General features: G+C 47.0%; 15 protein-coding genes and 1 pseudogene. 11 read left to right on the forward strand and 5 right to left on the reverse strand.

Going from position 1 to position 17,697, the window contains the following annotated elements:
- Window positions 1-119 precede the first annotated feature (119 nt).
- Complete coding sequence (locus QF041_RS21830) at window positions 120-743, reverse strand: acetate uptake transporter (RefSeq protein WP_307415642.1); 624 nt, start codon at window positions 741-743, stop codon at window positions 120-122.
- A gap of 435 nt (window positions 744-1,178) precedes the next feature.
- Here QF041_RS21830 and QF041_RS21835 point away from each other — a divergent pair, with 435 nt between their 5' ends.
- Window positions 1,179-1,355 carry an aspartyl-phosphate phosphatase Spo0E family protein gene (locus QF041_RS21835; protein ID WP_017691636.1) on the forward strand — a complete coding sequence of 59 codons (177 nt, stop codon included), beginning with the start codon at window positions 1,179-1,181 and terminating at the stop codon, window positions 1,353-1,355.
- Between the two features lie 172 nt (window positions 1,356-1,527).
- On the opposite strand, the gene QF041_RS21840 is transcribed toward QF041_RS21835, so the two are convergent.
- Window positions 1,528-2,457, reverse strand: coding sequence for a response regulator (locus QF041_RS21840; RefSeq protein WP_307417028.1), 930 nt, complete (start codon window positions 2,455-2,457; stop codon window positions 1,528-1,530).
- Window positions 2,458-2,786: 329 nt separating this feature from the next.
- On the opposite strand from QF041_RS21840, the gene QF041_RS21845 reads away from it, so the two are divergent.
- A complete protein-coding gene (locus QF041_RS21845) occupies window positions 2,787-4,223 on the forward strand; it encodes an alanine/glycine:cation symporter family protein (RefSeq protein WP_307415644.1) in 1,437 nt (478 codons plus the stop codon).
- 146 nt (window positions 4,224-4,369) lie between these two features.
- On the opposite strand, the gene QF041_RS21850 is transcribed toward QF041_RS21845, so the two are convergent.
- On the reverse strand, window positions 4,370-5,209 hold the full coding sequence (locus QF041_RS21850) for a methyl-accepting chemotaxis protein (protein ID WP_307415646.1): 840 nt from the start codon (window positions 5,207-5,209) through the stop codon (window positions 4,370-4,372).
- A gap of 279 nt (window positions 5,210-5,488) precedes the next feature.
- Between QF041_RS21850 and QF041_RS21855 the strand changes: the two genes are divergently transcribed.
- On the forward strand, window positions 5,489-6,181 hold the full coding sequence (locus tag QF041_RS21855) for a Crp/Fnr family transcriptional regulator (protein WP_307415647.1): 693 nt from the start codon (window positions 5,489-5,491) through the stop codon (window positions 6,179-6,181).
- A 136-nt stretch (window positions 6,182-6,317) separates the two neighbouring features.
- On the opposite strand, the gene pepT is transcribed toward QF041_RS21855, so the two are convergent.
- Window positions 6,318-7,556: a peptidase T gene (gene pepT / locus QF041_RS21860; RefSeq protein ID WP_307415648.1), complete on the reverse strand. Its 1,239-nt coding sequence runs from the start codon at window positions 7,554-7,556 to the stop codon at window positions 6,318-6,320.
- Between the two features lie 450 nt (window positions 7,557-8,006).
- Here pepT and QF041_RS21865 point away from each other — a divergent pair, with 450 nt between their 5' ends.
- Together QF041_RS21865 and QF041_RS21870 are read left to right on the forward strand one after the other, a co-directional pair.
- On the forward strand, window positions 8,007-8,198 hold the full coding sequence (locus tag QF041_RS21865) for a tautomerase family protein (protein WP_017691642.1): 192 nt from the start codon (window positions 8,007-8,009) through the stop codon (window positions 8,196-8,198).
- A 48-nt stretch (window positions 8,199-8,246) separates the two neighbouring features.
- Window positions 8,247-9,281: an NADH:flavin oxidoreductase/NADH oxidase gene (locus QF041_RS21870; protein WP_307415650.1), complete on the forward strand. Its 1,035-nt coding sequence runs from the start codon at window positions 8,247-8,249 to the stop codon at window positions 9,279-9,281.
- 271 nt (window positions 9,282-9,552) lie between these two features.
- Here QF041_RS21870 and QF041_RS21875 read toward each other — a convergent pair.
- Window positions 9,553-10,322, reverse strand: a pseudogene (locus QF041_RS21875) (class I SAM-dependent methyltransferase).
- Window positions 10,323-10,549: 227 nt separating this feature from the next.
- Here QF041_RS21875 and QF041_RS21880 point away from each other — a divergent pair.
- From QF041_RS21880 to QF041_RS21905, 6 genes are all read left to right on the forward strand, one after another.
- Window positions 10,550-10,978 (forward strand): SRPBCC family protein, encoded by a 429-nt coding sequence (locus tag QF041_RS21880; RefSeq protein ID WP_307415651.1) that lies wholly within the window; start codon window positions 10,550-10,552, stop codon window positions 10,976-10,978.
- Window positions 10,979-11,373: 395 nt separating this feature from the next.
- Window positions 11,374-11,859, forward strand: a complete 486-nt coding sequence (locus QF041_RS21885) for a bacterial transcriptional activator domain-containing protein (RefSeq protein WP_307415652.1) — start codon at window positions 11,374-11,376, stop codon at window positions 11,857-11,859.
- Between the two features lie 36 nt (window positions 11,860-11,895).
- Complete coding sequence (locus tag QF041_RS21890; RefSeq protein WP_307415653.1) at window positions 11,896-13,242, forward strand: cryptochrome/photolyase family protein; 1,347 nt, start codon at window positions 11,896-11,898, stop codon at window positions 13,240-13,242.
- 283 nt (window positions 13,243-13,525) lie between these two features.
- Window positions 13,526-14,701, forward strand: a complete 1,176-nt coding sequence (locus tag QF041_RS21895; RefSeq protein ID WP_091035717.1) for an acyltransferase — start codon at window positions 13,526-13,528, stop codon at window positions 14,699-14,701.
- Between the two features lie 379 nt (window positions 14,702-15,080).
- Complete coding sequence (locus QF041_RS31290; RefSeq protein ID WP_373461356.1) at window positions 15,081-16,721, forward strand: HNH endonuclease; 1,641 nt, start codon at window positions 15,081-15,083, stop codon at window positions 16,719-16,721.
- Between the two features lie 269 nt (window positions 16,722-16,990).
- Window positions 16,991-17,650 (forward strand): TVP38/TMEM64 family protein, encoded by a 660-nt coding sequence (locus QF041_RS21905; protein WP_133386260.1) that lies wholly within the window; start codon window positions 16,991-16,993, stop codon window positions 17,648-17,650.
- Window positions 17,651-17,697 lie beyond the last annotated feature (47 nt).

Below are 17,697 nucleotides of genomic sequence, written 5' to 3' on the forward strand. Positions count from 1 at the left end.
GGTCTTTTTTTATCTGTTATCCCTAGTATAGGTGTCGGTCAGATACATATTCAAATGAAGTTAGACTGCAAAAAAACCGCCAGGCGCGGACCGGCGCGCTGGCGGTTTACTGCTGTATATTAAGCCTTGGGCTTGAAAATGCCGGACGGTTTGCCGATTGGCAAGAACGCATAACCGAAGTGAGCGTTCAGTACCGAAGCACCTGTACCATACAGGGACACAATTCCGATAGCCAGTTCAGCGTATGCTGCAATGGTGTGGAAAATGTGAGGAGCTACACCGAAAGCATCAAAGGTCAAGCCAAGGAACAGGAAGTCAATCAGAATGAAGATGATAAGCAATACTTTATTCGCTTCAATAGCACCGATCGTCATGAACAGGGTGAATACAAGGTATCCGGCAAAAGCAAATCCGAGCTGCTTGCCATCGGTCTGTTCAGCAAGAGTGGAGCCAAATACGCCCATTTTAATCATCCAGTTGGCAGCCATAGCGAACCAGAAGAATGCGTACGCGCCAAAAGCCGTTGTGCCAAAGGTGTTGTTACGTTTGGAATCTTGAATACATGCGAATAGCTGGGCAAAGGCACCCAGGAAGATCGCCCAAGGAATAGCGTAGCTAAGTCCTTCTGTAATGCCAAGCTTTTGGGAAGAAGCGACCAGGGTTACGATAGCCAACCCAAATAATCCCATTGCGCTGGGATCGGCGTTAACAATTTTGACTTTAGTCTGTGAATCGGTCTGCATGGTGATGATAAGCCTCCAATAATATCAAATCAGGATCAATGGCCGTCGTTGGCCGTCCTCTAAATTACATCATTTGTATCCGCCGGGTCCGGACACACACATCGCCCTATTGTACCTGAATGACCCCATTATGGAAAGGGATTTTATTACCTTTTGAACCAATAGACTTTTTGTTTTTTCAATATACACATTTACGACACAATCCGTTCTGGCGGTGAATGATGAGGCCAGACGCTAGAAGCCAACCCTCGTTATTACCACTAAAATTGCGTCATATCAGCCATTTTCGGATAAGCTCTTGTGTGATAAAATAATCTTTATCAAAATTTGGAGAAGAATACAAAACATCCTTGTCTCCTATGCCATATGTTAATCCAACTATAGATTGACAGGAAAAACTAAAATGGTTCACAGAATAAGGAGGTATCAGGGGTCATGGTTATGAGTTTGGATTTGAAAAATAAAATAGAGAAGGCCAGACATAACCTTCATATGCTGGTAGAGCATAACAAGGGTGGTCTTGGGCATCCCGATGTAATTCGGCAGTCTATGGCATTGGACGAATTGATTAATGAGTATAACCGAATTAGCCGAAACCATTCACGGGCCTAAACCCAAAGCGATTTAATTTTATACACGGAACAAATCACATAGATTGTAAAGCTTGATCGTACAGACGGGCATGAATATAGCCGGTATGGACAGCCTCAGTTGAAGAGGCGGTATCCTACCGGCGTAATATTCATGCCCGTTTGTTTTTGCATCGTATCCATCATGCATCTGTTTAATGCAGCAATCGTTTGGCTTCCAAATATAGGACCTGCACAAACTTTTTTGTATTAATGCGTGTCTGGGACAAGGAAGGCTCCACATTGTTTTGCAGTTCCAGCATTTTTTTGCGGATTTCGGTGAAATCGAAAAATTTGGATGCATAGTTCTCGAACTTTGGATGTGTATAATCTGTTAATCCCAGAGAAACCACATGGCTCAGAGTCTGGAAGATGGCCCTGCGAACACGTTGTTCCGATGCCTTGATCTCCTTGTTCACCTCTGCGAGAGAGGCGTCTTCTCCCAGTTTACGTATCGCTACATTCTGGAAGATGTCTTTGAGGGATGGGAACGTATAGGGGGACAGCTTATGTTCATCTGTCTCTACCTGCTCCAGATATTCCAGCATGTCCAGCAGATCCCTGCTGCCCGCTTCGCCGATCATGCCCATCTCGGACAGCAGGAAATGTCCTGCTGTAGTAATCGTTTTGTCCGGAACAGGAGCAGCAGTACGTTCGGTAGAATTCAAACCGGACAATCCCTGCAATGTCCGCTGAATATCTGCGATGGACTGCTGCATCCGAAGCCTTTCGCTCACCAGCCGCAGAACAGATAGAATTTCCAATCGGTTAATCGGCTTCGTAATATAATATTCAATGCCTAGTGAATAGGCTTCTCCGATCATATTTTTCGACTCGATCTGGGAGATCATGACGATCTTGCCCTCGAACCTTCCTTCAAGCGCCCGCACAGTCTGGATCCCGTCTCGTTGTGGCATCAGCAGATCAATCAGCAGGATATCCACCTTATGCAGTTCCAACACTTCCGCGTGAATATGTGCTCCGTCCTCAGCTTCCCCGGCAATATCGCCAAGGCCTTCATCCTCAATAATATCCATCAACATGGAACGAACGCCAGGATCATCATCCACGATAAAATAACGCATGTCAGTCATTCCCTTTCTCTGCGAATGGTGTGATTGATAAATCTATGGTAAAGGCGGTTAACTCCGCCATGAACTCTCGTTCCAGTGTAATCGTTCCTTTCCTTCTTGCATAGAACCTGACATGTCAGGTTCTATGACAATGATTGGGCGATCAAAGCCCATTTTTAAAATAAATGTATAGATTGCATGTAGGTATTTGTCGATTTCCGTAGATGCCCTTGTAGTATAAGTAACATCCCGAAGTCTGGGGCTAGTGTTGTGCAGAATGGTACAAACTTTTCGCGTAACCATCTCTGTGCTTGAAATACACCATAAAAAGGGGCATACCGATGGAGCAAACAATACAAGATATTGTCGTCATTTTCAATGATTTTCTATGGTCCAAAGTGTTAATTATATTATTGGTAGTATGTGGTATATACTTCACCACCAAGACCCGATTCATGCAATTCCGTATGATTGGAGATATGGTGAAGGTGCTTCTAGAGCCAAAAAGCAAGGAACCAGGCAAAATTTCACCTTTTCAGGCGTTCTGTATTAGTATGGCGGCCCGTGTAGGTACAGGGAATATTACCGGTATCGCACTGGCTATCGCACTGGGTGGACCTGGTGCTATATTCTGGATGTGGATCATTGCAATTATCGGGTCAGCCTCCAGTTTTGTGGAGAGTACGTTGGCTCAGATCTATAAAGTGAAGGATAAGGGCGGATTCCGCGGGGGTCCGGCGTATTATATGGAACGTGGGTTGGGCAAACGCTGGATGGGGATTCTATTTGCCATTCTCATTACGCTTTCATTCGGTTTGGTCTTTAATGCGGTGCAGTCTAACACGATTACCGTTGCATTTGAGAACTCATTTGGCACGGATCGGTTAACGGTGGGTATCATTATGGCTGTGATATTTGCAGGAATTATCATGGGCGGTGTCAAACGGATTGCAAAAGCATCGGAATACATCGTTGTTGTACTGGCCGTATTGTACATTGGGGTGGCAGCTTTTGTGGTGCTGGCGAACATAACCCAGCTTCCGGCCATGATTGCGTTGATTGTCAAAAATGCCTTTGGCATCGAACAGGTTGCTGGCGGAACGTTGGGTGCTGCACTAATGAACGGTGTGAAACGCGGATTGTTCTCCAATGAGGCGGGCATGGGTAGCGCCCCGAATGCTGCTGCAACGGCGGATACAACACATCCGGTGAAACAGGGACTTATTCAGGCGTTTGGCGTGCTGACAGATACGTTAGTGATATGTACAAGCACTGCCATGATTATTTTGCTATCCGGGGTATACAAAGGTTCCAATCTGGGTGGCATTGAATTAACTCAGGCTGCATTAAGTGTACATATTGGTTCATGGGCATCGGGATTCCTGGCGGTTATGGTGTTCCTATTTGCCTTCAGTACACTAATCGGAAATTATTACTATGGAGAAACCAACATTGAGTTTATCAAATCCAACAAAGTTTGGCTGTGGGTATACCGCATTTGCGTTATCGCGATGGTGGTGTTTGGTGCGGTAGCCAAAGTGCAGCTTGTATGGGATTTGGCTGACCTGTTCATGGGGCTCATGGTGGTGGTGAACCTGATTGCAATTCTGATGCTGTCCAAGGTGACTTTCGAAGCGTTGAAGGACTACAAAAAACAGAAGGCTGAAGGACGTGATCCCGTCTTTACCCGGGACCGGATTCATATTCCGGGTGAAGTGGAATGCTGGCAGTCGGAAGAAGAAGTGATAGGAGATAAATCAATACATGTAGCCAATTAAGATTTTATCTGAAGTAGTTGGTTATATAAAATGGGCACAACAAACAACAGGACTTGGATTATCCATCATGGGCAACCCGAGTCCTGTTTGTTGCATATAAAATGTATCTTTGCACTAGCCAAAGTTCATCAAAAGATATGTTTTGATTAGTTTTTAACGGAATAGCTGATCAGTTGTTCGGACAGAACTTTCATTCGCTCCCCTGTTTCATTAAGCTGCTCTATCACATCCGTAAAGGAGGATACAAGCGTTGCTTGTTCCTGTGAAGAGGCTGCAATCTGGGAGACTTCAACTTCCATCTGTTTGATGACCTGTTGTACATCTCTCAGACTGGTATCGATATCACTTGTAGCTTGTTTGGCATCCACAGAGAGTTTGCGTACTTCGGAAGCAACCACACCGAAGCCGGCACCGGCTTCACCAACACGAGCGGCTTCAATAGCGGCATTCAGGCCAAGCAAGTTGGTTTGCTCAGAGATTTCACGAATGAACCCGGCTACTTTGTTGATTTGGGAAGAGTTCTGAACAGCAAGTCTTGTGTTCTGCAAGATCTGCTCACTAGTTGCTTGCAATTCTTGGGCATGAGCGGCGACATGCTGCACCATATCAACGAGGTTACCATTGATGGTTTGATTTTCTTGTATAATATCCTCAAGTTGGTTCTGGTTAGATTGGTCGTAAGATACACAGAAAACAGCAACAACTTTCTGGTGATCATCAAAGATCGGAATGTTCAAAATATCCAGTTCGATACCATAAACGTCCTTGGAGAGAGTAGCGAGAGTAGCTTCTCTTCCATTTTTTAAGATGGAAAAGTTTTGATATGATTCCAAGAGTGGCATTCCTTTTTCAAAACCAAGGTCAAACTTGTCGGTGGTAATAACCTCCAATACCTTTTCGTGATCATATACAGTTAAACTAGCTGGTTCTCTCAGGATCAGGCTGATATAAGGCATTACTTTAAGCAGGGCATCTACAACGTTCATGGAAGAGGACCATCCTTTCAATATTTGAATGTATTATTTTTAACGATCTATGGAATGCTCTATCTTTCATCGGACGGAAATGGCTTTTCGTGAACGGCATTTTACATGAAAGAATGAACATTTTATGATTAAATTTTAAAATATTTCCCAGTTGAAATGATTTACTGGATATAAGTGTTAGTTGTAACTATTTTTATATCAAGATATTTGTACGAATGTATATCAAATATGGGACATATGTCCTTTTACATAATATACGACAACGGAGGGGAAGTCGGAATGAAAGAAATCATGGACTTTGGACTTGTGCGGCAGCTTGCCCGTGAGAATGGGTTGGATCAGGTGCTGGACGAGCCTGCACTCGCTGAGTTGCGACTACTTGAAGCTGCGAAGGGCGAGATGATATGTGCCAAAGGTGAGCGACCCGAGCGATTGTATTTTCTCGTGCAAGGAAAGCTCAAGATCTACACTACCCTGCCTAACGGGAAGTCTCTGTTGCTTCGTTTCAGTACACCACTTGCGCTTGTGGGAGATTTGGAACTGGTGAATGGCAAGGAGGCTATGAATACGGTAGAGTCTGTGAGCAGAAGCCTGCTGCTGGGTATCAGCTACCGCGCTCTCCAGAATACATATGCAGAGAACCCTAAGTTTCTCCACTTTATGCTGAGTCAAGTTACGCATAAATTGTACACCTTTTCCAACCTCTCGAGTCTGAATATGTTATATCCGGTCGAGAGCCGATTTGCCAGCTATCTGTTGTCCACAATGGGCCAGGACGAGTCTTCTTCGGAAGAGATCCAGACCTCCAAGCTCACCGAACTGGCCGATATGCTGGGCACTAGCTATAGACATCTTAATAGAGTCGTTCAAGATCTGTGTAATCGAGATATTATTCGCAAAGTGCAGCGAAAGCTAGTGATCTGTGATCTGGAACAGTTGCGTGTCATCGCAGGAGGCAATATATATGAGTGATGGCATTTTAAAATAAAGACCAAGCCTGCATATCTAAGCGACATGACGCAACACAATAAAATACAATATGGCACAACAAAGAGCACCCTCCCGAATATACCAAGGGGTGCTCTCTTTGCTCTGCACTTCAAGTGAATTAGATATCTCCGCGTTGCTCGAACAATTGAGCGATCTCTACAATGACACGGGTTGCCTTCACCATATTGTCTACCGATACATATTCGAATTTGCCGTGGTAGTTCTCACCACCAGTGAAGATATTTGGTGTTGGCATGCCCATATAGGATAGCTGGGAACCATCTGTTCCTCCCCGGATGGGGCGAATAACAGGTTCGATATCCAGTCGGGTCATGGCTTCATGGGCAATGTCGACGATCTGGCGTACGGGTTCAATTTTCTCACGCATGTTATAGTACTGGTCATTCAATTCAACCGTTATGCTTTTCTCTCCATACTTGGTCTTCAGTTCGTTCGCGATATGGAGCAGATTTGTTTTACGCTCTTCAAACTTCGCCCGGTCGAAATCACGGATAATGTAACTCATCTTTGTCAGCTCAACGTCACCCTCCAGAGACAATAGATGGTAGAACCCATCATAACCGTCCGTGAATTCAGGAGCTTCCTCCACAGGCAGGCGTCGATTCAATTCCATCGCAATTTTCAGGGAGTTCACCATCTTATCCTTCGCAGTTCCGGGGTGCACATTGGTGCCTCGTACGGTAATTTTAGCGGCAGCTGCGTTAAAGCTCTCGTATTCCAGCTCACCAAGCGGTCCGCCATCAACCGTGTACGCATATTTGGCTCCAAAAGCAGCTACATCGAACTTGTGCGGTCCACGGCCAATCTCTTCATCCGGGGTAAAAGCAACCCGAATCTTACCGTGTTTCACTTCCGGGTGTTCAATCAGATAGGCCATCGCCGTCATGATCTCGGCAATGCCTGCCTTATTATCTGCACCAAGCAACGTTGTACCATCGGTTGTGATCAGGGTGTGGCCTTTATACTCATGCAGTTCCGGGAAATCCTTGTTGGACAGTACGACATCCAGTTCCGAGTTCAGCACAATATCAGCACCGTCATAGTTATCGATAACCTGTGGTTTGACATTTTTGCCAGTAAAGTCGGTCGCTGTATCGAGGTGGGCCAGGAAACCAATTACGGGAACATCCTTGTCGGTATTGGATGGCAGTGTAGCCATGACATAACCGTTATCATCCATCGTTACATCTTGCAGACCAATGGATGTACATTCTTCAACGAGCAGTCTGCCCAAGGCCAGTTGGCCGGGTGTGGAAGGGCATGTCTCGCTATTTTCATCGGATTGGGTATCCATCTGAACATAAGTACTCAGTCTTTGAATTAATATATCTTTCATCTATTATCGCTCCCTAGCTTGAGTAGTATATAAGTTGAACTACTTGTTTTACACTGATCCACTACGAGGCCAGAATAACCTTCTGATCGCTGTTATCCCCAGATTTTTGGATCCACTTTTACAAAGGTGAAAATCTGAGGATAAAGGTGAAGTGTATGCTTTCGAAGTAGCTTTCTTGCAGAAAGCTTTTAGCTCCGCTTCTACAGGTTATTTCTGCCCTCTCCGTTATCGTGTAACCGTTAGTCACAACTTATGTAAATTGGGTATAGTAATTATTGTGGTTCTCTACGGTTATCATATCATGTTTTGCAGTCATTTCCAGAATGGGGCAGAACCGAAATATGAGGATTTCTAGGTATCAAAAAGGGTACTAGGTCACAAAAATGTACGTACTTGTATTTCTATAACTGAGGTTCATAATAAATGATGAAGAAAGGATGAGTCCTAGACATGCCATTTATCACTGTTAAGGTATTGGAAGGCAAGTCGGTTGAGCAGAAACGTCAGTTGATTGAACGTATGACTCAGGTGGCTTGTGAGACACTGGATGTTGATCCGAGCAAAGTCTTTATCTTCATTGAGGATTTGGAGAAGGACAATTACGGCAAGAACGGAAAACTGTTTTCGGACTTAGACAAATAAGTAAGGGTTCATATATATCATGATCATGGAACAGGAGATGTAACATCAATGACTGAACAATTATTTTCCCCTTATCAATTCAAGAGCCTGCAATTAAATAACCGTGTCGTCATGGCACCAATGTGCCAATATTCTGTCACTGCGAAGGACGGCATTCCGAACGATTGGCATCAGGTTCACTATGTGAGCCGTGCGGTTGGAGGAACAGGACTGATTGTAATTGAGATGACCGATGTAGATCCGGATGGACGTATTACCGATAATGACTTGGGTATATGGTCAGATGAGCATGTGCCTGCCTTCACCAAACTTGTAGATGGAATCCATGCCTACGGCTCCAAAGTAGGTATTCAGATCGCACATGCAGGACGAAAAGCAGAGGATGCACCGCAGCCGGTTGCCCCATCGGTAGTTACATTCCCGGGAGAAAAGTACAAGGAGCCTCGTGCGTTAAGTACGGAAGAGGTAGAAGCCATGGTGCAGAAGTTCGCAGACGGTGTTCGTCGCGCAGTACAGGCTGGAGTAGATACCATTGAGCTGCACGGTGCACATGGATACCTGATCCACCAGTTCCATTCCCCGCTGATGAACCATCGTGAGGATGTATACGGGCAGGATCTGTCCCGTTTTGGCGTAGAAGTCATTCGTGCAGTGAAAAAAGAAATGCCAGCAGATATGCCACTGATTTTGCGGATTTCGGCTGTAGAATACGCGGATGGTGGATACGATATCGACCACACCATCAATATCGCTCGTGCCTACCAAGACGCAGGCGTGGACATGTTCCATATCAGTTCAGGTGGCGAAGGTCCTTCTGGACAGCGGAAACCGGGGAACTATCCGGGGTATCAGGTACCATTTGCCCGTCGCTTCCGTGAAGAACTGAACGTTCCTGTAATCGCAGTGGGTATGCTGGAGGATGCAGCATTGGCTCAGGCGGTGATTGGAAACGGCGATGCGGATCTGGTTGCCGTTGGCAGAGGGATGCTGCGTGACCCGTACTGGGCGAACCATGCGGCTCTGGAACTGGGTGTCAGTAAGGATCAAGCCGCCATTGCAGAGCAATATTCTCGTGGATACTAATTTGCTCTAAATTATACGTACACTTGCCACTCCGATGACAGAATAACCTTCCGATCGCTGTTATCCCCAGATTTTTTGATTCACTTTTTCAAAGGTGAAAATCTGAGGATAAAGGCGAACGCTTCGCTTCTTTAGGCTATTTCTGTCCTCTGCGTTCTCGTGTAAATGTTATTGCAAATCTTATATAGTAAAAAAGGCCACAGCAGGGGTTAACCTTATGCTGTGGCCTGATTTTGGATATTGAGAAGCATATGCATCCAATTATAGATGACTACGCTCTTCGAGTTGCTTCGTATACGAATTTTTGATTCGACTGCGTGGGTGGTTGATCCGGGTTAAAGTCGGCGTACACTTTAATGTCAGAGAAACCAATGTGTTCGAGAATTAGGCGTAACTCTTCTATGCCGTACCAACGTAGGGTGAGTTGTTGCAGCTCCGTAGCAACAAGAGCACCCTGATGCCATTGTTCGTAACGGATCAGACTCACTTTGTACTGTTGAAGAAGGTTCACTTCAATGGTTTTCACTTCTACCGTGATCGTATCACCATCGGGTAATGAAACGGTTGATGTTTCCACAGAAGAGGATTGTGTCACATCGGGCAGAAACAGATCAAACACGAGCCTGCCGCCAGGTTCTAAATGCTGAAATAGACTTCGTAATGCGTTAATCGACGCCTGTCTATCTTGGATGAGGAGCAGAGAACCTCCGGGAATGATAATTGCCTCGTATCGATATGGAAGGTCAAGCTTCTCCAGATCGGCAACGAACAGCTCAGGCATGGGTAATGCCCGCTCCATACAACGAGAACGGCAGGAGTCGATCATATCCATTGAATAATCAATTCCATCCACCTTCAAGCCTGCTTCAAGCAAAGGAATGAGCAATCGGCCTGAACCAGACATGGGGCTTCAAGGATACGTCCTTTGCAGCGCTGAAGATAACCGCGATAGAATTCAATGTCTCCTCCCAAGGAGTGTCCCACAGGTTTCGTTAGATCATACACGGCGGTGCATAATGGACCGTAATAACTGAATGACATAGTATAGGTGTCCCCCACATGTAAATGTATTAAAATGAAAACGTGGAAGGGGGATGAGCAGGATTATCCCTTCCGGCAACGGTTGGAATTGGATTTTTCAGAGCAGACTATCATAGGATTCACGCACCTTTTATGGAATATGCTCCAATTATAGGGTGGGGGTAAAGCGGAGGTCAACTTCTATTCGGGTAGTTATACGAAATGAAATGTATAAGGAGGTGATTCGAATGGATTCATCATCAAGTTCATCAAGTGCACTGCCAGATATCCGGCAGGAACTGGTGCTTCATGCACCTGTAGAGAAGGTGTGGGAAATGGTCTCGACCGAGCAGGGACTGAAAACCTGGTTCATGCCAGGCAAGCTGGAACCCGTGGAAGGTCACGAGTTTATATTGGAAGCAGGCCCCTTCGGCCAATCACCATGTCAGGTGACGGAAGTTCATCCGCTGCACAAGCTGTCATTCCGCTGGGGTAAGGACTGGACGTTGACGTTCCAACTGAATGAACAGCCCGAAGGTACGGATTTCACACTGATTCACAGCGGTTGGGATGCGGATAAACTGACCGAGTTTGGACAGGCCCACGCTATCGTACGCGAACGTATGGAACAGGGATGGGCCGGAATCGTTCAGAAGCTTGCCCAAGTTGTTAAATAAATCTTCATTCAATCAACCCCAGGTCATTTCGCCCGTTCATTCCGGTGAAATTCGGCCTGGGGTTGATTGGTGTACCAAGAGCTGGCGAAAACAGATAGAGATCCTTAAAATTATAAGGAAGTTGACCGATTATGACGGAAACTATTTCCGTGAGCACCAGAAACGTGTAACATGAATTATAGGAATAAATCGACAAAATTAGACGTCTCTCGCCATTGTGGATGGAAGGAATACATAGATGAGAAAACACTGGATTATGCTGACCATAAGCTTCATTATGGGTAAGCAAGGAAATTCTGCTGGATAAGCTGTGGGGTGATGTTTCTCAGGAAAAGGGATTAACCCATCTACATACTTCCGTGTACCAGATTCGAAAGCTGCTTAAGGAATGGAACATGACAGGCAAGCTGGAGTACAATATGAACCGTTATCGTCTGTTATCAGGCAATCTGGTAAGTGATGTGGATCAATTTGAAAAATCCATGGTCTACAACGTCATCACATCAGACAATGTTGATGACTTGAGGCATATGATTCCGCTTTATCGTGGCGATTATCTGGAAGAGCATGATTATCATTGGGCACAGGCCAAAGCAAGGGAACTCAGACGCAAGTATACAGCGCTGGTTATGGATATCGCGAGATGGGACATGGAGCATGGTCGTGGCAAGGAAGCGATTGAGCAATTAACGATATTGCAGGAACGGGAGCCTTATTCGGAAGAAATCTGCCGACTCATGATGGAAGTGTATGCATCCATGGATGATCAGCAAGGCATACTTCGTTTGTATCATTCATTTACATTGACATTAAATGAGGATCTGGGGTATCAGCCGGAGCCCGAAACAAGCAGGTTATATCAGAACCTGACGGACAAATAAATGTATGTAACGTAAGTTCAGACAGGAGGGTGAGGCATGAAGCTATTCATACACCGCAAAGACTTGCGTACGGATGATCTGGCCGCATTCGATTATTTGCGGGAACACCAAGAAGAGAGTGTGCATGTTCTCATCTATGATTCATTCCTCCTGCGGCAAGGCCGAGAGAAGGAACACAGCGGTGTGAATTTCAGGCAGCACGCAGCGGATATAGGCAGACAGTATCTTGAAGCCAAACGAAAACTGCATGTTGCTTACGGCAAACCGGCTGAAGTGGTTGATTTCATCCTGAACGAATTCAAAGGTGAGATTAACGAGATTGTGGTTCATCGGGACATGACGCCCTATGCAATCGAGCGGGATAGGGCCATACGCAAAGTTAGTGAGGCGCACGAGGTTTCGTTCACACAACTGACGGATCATCTGTTGATGGATCTGAATGGATTTGCCAATTTTACAGGCAAGTCGGAGCCATATAAGGTATTTGCGGCTTTCCATCGGCGGTGGGTGGAATTCATGAATGAACATCCCAACCCTCCTTCGGCAACAACGGTTGCAGAGTTGAAGGTGAGTGATCGTCAGATTGAATGGCCGGATGCAATGCAGGTACCTCCGGAGTTGCTGGAGGGCAGTGGTTCGAATGACGAGGACCCGCATCTGCTGTTGGATCAATTTTTGTCGGATCGAATTGCTGAATACGGCGATCATCGGGATGAATATGAGGCGTACGAGCCGAGTCATCTCAGTTCTTACGTAGCTGTGGGGGCTGTATCCATTCGCAAAATGTATGATGCGGCGAGTCGCACGGCTGAGGCTGGGGAATGGATCAGGCAGTTGTGCTTCCGCGACTTCTATCTGTATCGAGCGGCCTATGAGAGTCACTATTTTACATATGAAAAGGTGTACGATCTCTCGGCTCTCCATGATGATCACTTTGAACGGTGGTGCAAGGCGGAGACAGGCATTCCGATTATTGATGCAGCGATGACGGAACTGAATGAAACCGGACATATGCCAAACCGGCTGCGGATTCTCACGGCGATGTTTCTCACCAAAAACCTGCAATGCCCATTCACCTTGGGCGAAGCTTATTTCAGGCGCAAGCTGAGTGACTATGATAACATTCAAAACCGTGGTAACTGGTTATGGTGTGCCTCGCTTGGGGAGAATGCGGCTCCGTATTTTCGCGTGAACAATCCGGTAACACAATCCGAGAAGTATGATCCGCAAGGTGATTATATTCGCAAGTGGTTGCCTGAATTGAAGGATCTGAATAGCAAGGACATCCATCAGCCGCGCAAGGATGCCATTGTTGATCTGAAGGCATCGAGACAGGTAGCTATTGACGTGTATAAACAGATTCTGGCGAGTCGTGCGAAGTAGACTCAGTCAGGGGCGGGATGCATGCCCAAACCCAAATTTACCATTCTCATCCGGTTGATCCAATATTCATTTGGTTGAGAGCAGGATGTTCCACAGACCGCGTACTCGCGGTCTTTTTTACATATATAGACATGAAAATAGTGTGAAATGTGTTTGAAAATTTAGGAATTGTCAAGAAAATGGACTACCCATCTTAAGCATTATGGCTTTTAATAGATAGAGAGCTTTATTGTATTAAGTCATATCTGACATATTGACGAACACATTAAGGAGAAACGTAAACATGAGTGAAACACTGAAAAGAGAGCGAATTCCAGAGCTGAATCTGGTGCGTGCCATGGCAATTATCGGCGTACTGTGCGTGCATTCCACGTCCTATGCGACGGTGGACATGACGGGTTCAGGCTACTACTGGCTGTACAACTTTATTAATATCTTTATGAAATATGGTACGCCAACCTTTATTTTTATGAGCAGTTTTGTACTGTTCTATAACTATTATTCCCGTCCGTTGGATAAGAAACTCGTGAGTAACTTCTACAAGAAAAGATTTGTGTATATTTTGCTTCCGTATTTCCTGTTCTCATTAATGTATTTTGTGTTGCTGCATTTCACGCATTATCAGGGCCGACCTTTCGGCGAATCGGCAGTAAGTTTTATCACGAAATTGTTTACAGGTAAGGCCTATACCCATCTGTACTTTGTGTTTATTAACATGCAATTTTATCTGTTATTCCCATTGGTGTTATGGTTGCTTAAGAAATATCCTTCTGTGGTGAAATGGTCTGTTCCGATTGGACTATTGATTCAATGGGCATTCATCGTAAGTAATAAATATGGATTCCAGGTACCCAACAAGGGAAGCTGGGCGTTCTCATACTTTTCCTATTTCATGCTGGGTGCTTTTATCGGGGTATATTTCCCTAAAATCAAGCAATGGTTTGTCATCAGTCGGGCCAATGCAACCAAAGGACGTGTAGCTTCATGGATTCTGCTCTGGGCGGTATGGATCATTGCCGGACTTGGCCATGTGTATATCTACTACCTGCTGCGTCTGAAGATCGCAACGTATAACACACTGTGGTATGAATTCTTCTGGAATGTGCATACCTTTGCCTGTGCGCTGGTGCTTATCCAGATTGCCTATCTGCTCTATCGCAAAGGGCCGTCACTCATCGTCAAGCCGCTGAATCGGCTTGGGGCATTGTCCTTTGGCATCTATCTGATTCATCCATTCTTCCTGCTGGTGTATCGGAATTATCCGCCTCAAACAGGAGTATCGTGGTTAGTGCATCTATGGTATGCCGGAGGATTCGGTGTAGCTCTAATCGCTTCGTGGATCGTCGTTGGATTGACGGCAAGGTTTGTTCCATATGCATGGGTCATCTTTGGCAATCTGCCAAAACCCAAACCACGTCTCGTCCCCCAACAGAACTCAGGCCAACTGGACGTTCGTTAAGATGTATTTCCAACACAGGAATAATAAACCGTTTCTTGGTCGACCTTAGGGGAGAGCAGGGAGCGGTTTTTTCGTCTATACAGATATGCTGGATGTGGGGAACGAGTGTTTCTTTTTCATGTATGTGGGGTAATCATAAGGCGGAACGATAATACATTATGGATAACAGGATTAAGGTGAATATAATGACAACATGCGAAAAATGCGGGAGACCGATGCAGGATATATTGGAATATGTGGAACACATTCTTCACGAATGCAGTGAACAGACACAGGAATACAACTCGAAAGATTATCAGGCCTATGGCCATGAGGGTGTTCACGAGCAGATGTGATACAATAGAAAGAAACCGGATTCATACGGAACCGAGGTGACAACATGGAGACGGGTCCAGCCCCTTTCCGGCAAGGAAAGACGGAACAAGAAGCGCGACTGAGCAAAACGTGTATGTATTGCGGACAACAGCGGCCGATGTCCGAATTCCGGCGCAGAACCGGAAAGCGGGCAGGTCCCGGAGCCAGGCGGGGAGCCTGCCGCAGCTGTCGCCAGCTTGGTGGACAGGCTGACCACGAGTCAGGTTCAAGCGTCGGACGAACGAATGAACGGATGGAGCGTCAACGGGATGGCTTGGATACACGTGCTGTTACTGCCAGCCCCTCTGCATCTGCGAGAAATGAGGCAGGTCGTACCTCCCATGGTATGGAGCAGGGATCTGCTACGGTGTCTGAGTCTGACAGAAGTCTGATGTCTCAACCATCAGTAGACTCGAGTTCTTCGAATGACGATGAACGCGCTGAGTTGGTGACTTCGCCACCCTCTTCTTCGGGTATACGGAAGAAGAGGAGAAGACGGAGGAAGAGCAAGCGATCAGAGAGCATAACGGGCAATGAGCTTAGAGAGACGAGTCTGGAGCAGGATGGCTCGGCAGGTGAGGTAGGAGATGAGCCACAGCCAGGTGAGCACTGGCGTGGGGAAGAAGGGCATTCGCAGGGGTATGCTGCTGCGAATGAAAAGGGCAGTGCACAGCGGGCTGGCGCGCGAGCTACCGCTGCAGTGCAGGCCGCCGAGCAAGCGGCGGCAGCCCACCAAGCTCTGCTGCCAGCTGAGCCGCAAGGCCCGGCAGCAGAGCCCATGGCTGCGGATCAACCGACCGCAGCCAAACGCAAGCGCAAGCGGCGCCGCAAGCGTGCTGCCGCGCCCGCGCCCGGCGCAGGGCAGGCCCGCAGCGTAGCTGCTGAGGCCCATGCGCCGGCACTGAGCGACCGTGGCGATGCCACCACGGTCGCTGCACCTACGGCGGCGGAGGCACAGCCTGCCGCCACCGGGCGCGAGCCCGGGCAAGCGCCGGGGGCTGCTGCCGAGGCAGGGTCTCCTGCGCCCGTGCGCCAGCCTGGCTCGCCAGGGTCCAAGCCGCGCCAGGCGCGCAAGGAGCGTGCGCCCAAGGCGAGCGGGGAAGATGCTGCCCGCGGTGCATCCGGGCAGCGTCCCGCGCATGCCAGCCGCAGCCACGGGGCTGGCACGGATGGCCGTCCCCGCCGCCAGACCCCGTCGGCCCCGGTCGCTATCGACCCGGAAGATCCGGCTTCGCTCCGGACCAACCGGCAAGGCATGGTACGGATGCGAGGCAAGACGGATAAGGGCAGACGCTGGCATCAGGAAGTGGACATGGAGCTTGCAGTCACGCTGGTGAAGGAAAAAGCCGCTGTGGTGGTCAATCGGTACACGATTCGCCGATTGTTCAGCAACAAGGATTTCAAGCGGTATATTCTGACCCGGGATCACTACACCTGTTACTTCTGTGGATCGTATGGAGATACGATTGACCATCTGCTGCCGCGTGCCAAAGGTGGACATACCACCCCGCTCAACTGTGTCTGCGCCTGTAATCTGTGCAACCAGTCCAAAGCAGCGATGGATGCCGAAGAGTTCATGCGTTCCGGTATTCCCGAATGGAATGCTGCCCATCAGGCAGAACTGATTGAACTGGCCATGCAGGAGGCGCAGCTGGAAGAAGGATAATATGCCCCCGAAGATGGAATCGGGGTTTTGATATAAAGAGCACACCAAGACCAAAGAGGTCGAGGTGTGCTTTTTTGATTTAATTTTGATTTGGGTGGGAAGTGAGTTTGCCGTGCAATAATTTCTTCAAATTGACAACGGTGTTCATCGAAGATGTACGTTATACTGGGAGGGAGTTACTAAAGAAGCTTCATCATCCATATGAATGATGAAATGTATAGAGAACATCAAACCTGAGAACTTAGACTGTATAGATTGGATGGATGCAGATGACCCCGGCAGCATTGGACATTATGTCATATATTACGGAAGAAAATATTCGTTTTTGGCTGGAGAAGTTTCGCTCCCTGGGCCCGTTACCGGGAATTTTGCTTACGTTTATGAAATCATTTGTACCGCCACTTCCAACGCTATTAATTGTAGGCGTGAACGGTGCGGTATACGGTCTGTGGGCAGGATTTATATATTCATGGATCGGCATGGTGCTCGGTTGTACCGTTACATTCCTGATCGTACGGGAGATTGGGAAATCCGCTTTTGTAGAGCGATGGGCACGCAAACCTCGTGTGCAACGCAGCATGGTATGGATTCGAAGGAATGCATTCAGTTATGTTTTTCTGCTGAGTATCTTCCCGGTAGGTCCGTTTGTCATTATTAACGTGGCGGCAGGTATCGCGCGAATGCGATTATTATCTTTCCTGCTTGCGGTGGGCTGTGGTAAAGCGATCATGATCTTCTCAGTTACGTATATCGGTTCCAATGTGGAACAGTTTCTGGAGCATCCTGTACGCTGGGTAGGCGTATTGCTGTTTATTGCGGTATCCCTGTGGGCAAGCCGTAAACTGGAGCGACACTTTACCCGGTCATCGTCAGATGGAGAAGATCTACATGATCTGAATCAACCCTCTGGAAAATCCATTTCCTCATAAAAAATGATCAGTACGCAGATATAGGATGTCAGTAATCCCGTTAGATC

The organism is Paenibacillus sp. W2I17, from assembly GCF_030815985.1.
Lineage (GTDB): Bacteria > Bacillota > Bacilli > Paenibacillales > Paenibacillaceae > Paenibacillus.

Excerpts from the sequence above, each read along its gene's own strand:
- QF041_RS31290 (WP_373461356.1), top strand. The coding sequence starts at position 15,081 with ATGGAGACGGGTCCAGCCCCTTTCCGGCAAGGAAAGACGGAACAAGAA.
- pepT (WP_307415648.1), bottom strand. The coding sequence starts at position 7,556 with ATGAAAGATATATTAATTCAAAGACTGAGTACTTATGTTCAGATGGAT.
- QF041_RS21845 (WP_307415644.1), top strand. The coding sequence starts at position 2,787 with ATGGAGCAAACAATACAAGATATTGTCGTCATTTTCAATGATTTTCTA.
- QF041_RS21840 (WP_307417028.1), bottom strand. The coding sequence starts at position 2,457 with ATGCGTTATTTTATCGTGGATGATGATCCTGGCGTTCGTTCCATGTTG.
- QF041_RS21855 (WP_307415647.1), top strand. The coding sequence starts at position 5,489 with ATGAAAGAAATCATGGACTTTGGACTTGTGCGGCAGCTTGCCCGTGAG.
- QF041_RS21850 (WP_307415646.1), bottom strand. The coding sequence starts at position 5,209 with ATGAACGTTGTAGATGCCCTGCTTAAAGTAATGCCTTATATCAGCCTG.
- QF041_RS21905 (WP_133386260.1), top strand. The coding sequence starts at position 16,991 with ATGACCCCGGCAGCATTGGACATTATGTCATATATTACGGAAGAAAAT.
- QF041_RS21865 (WP_017691642.1), top strand. The coding sequence starts at position 8,007 with ATGCCATTTATCACTGTTAAGGTATTGGAAGGCAAGTCGGTTGAGCAG.
- QF041_RS21890 (WP_307415653.1), top strand. The coding sequence starts at position 11,896 with ATGAAGCTATTCATACACCGCAAAGACTTGCGTACGGATGATCTGGCC.
- QF041_RS21830 (WP_307415642.1), bottom strand. The coding sequence starts at position 743 with ATGCAGACCGATTCACAGACTAAAGTCAAAATTGTTAACGCCGATCCC.
- QF041_RS21880 (WP_307415651.1), top strand. The coding sequence starts at position 10,550 with ATGGATTCATCATCAAGTTCATCAAGTGCACTGCCAGATATCCGGCAG.
- QF041_RS21885 (WP_307415652.1), top strand. The coding sequence starts at position 11,374 with ATGACAGGCAAGCTGGAGTACAATATGAACCGTTATCGTCTGTTATCA.
- QF041_RS21870 (WP_307415650.1), top strand. The coding sequence starts at position 8,247 with ATGACTGAACAATTATTTTCCCCTTATCAATTCAAGAGCCTGCAATTA.
- QF041_RS21895 (WP_091035717.1), top strand. The coding sequence starts at position 13,526 with ATGAGTGAAACACTGAAAAGAGAGCGAATTCCAGAGCTGAATCTGGTG.
- QF041_RS21835 (WP_017691636.1), top strand. The coding sequence starts at position 1,179 with ATGGTTATGAGTTTGGATTTGAAAAATAAAATAGAGAAGGCCAGACAT.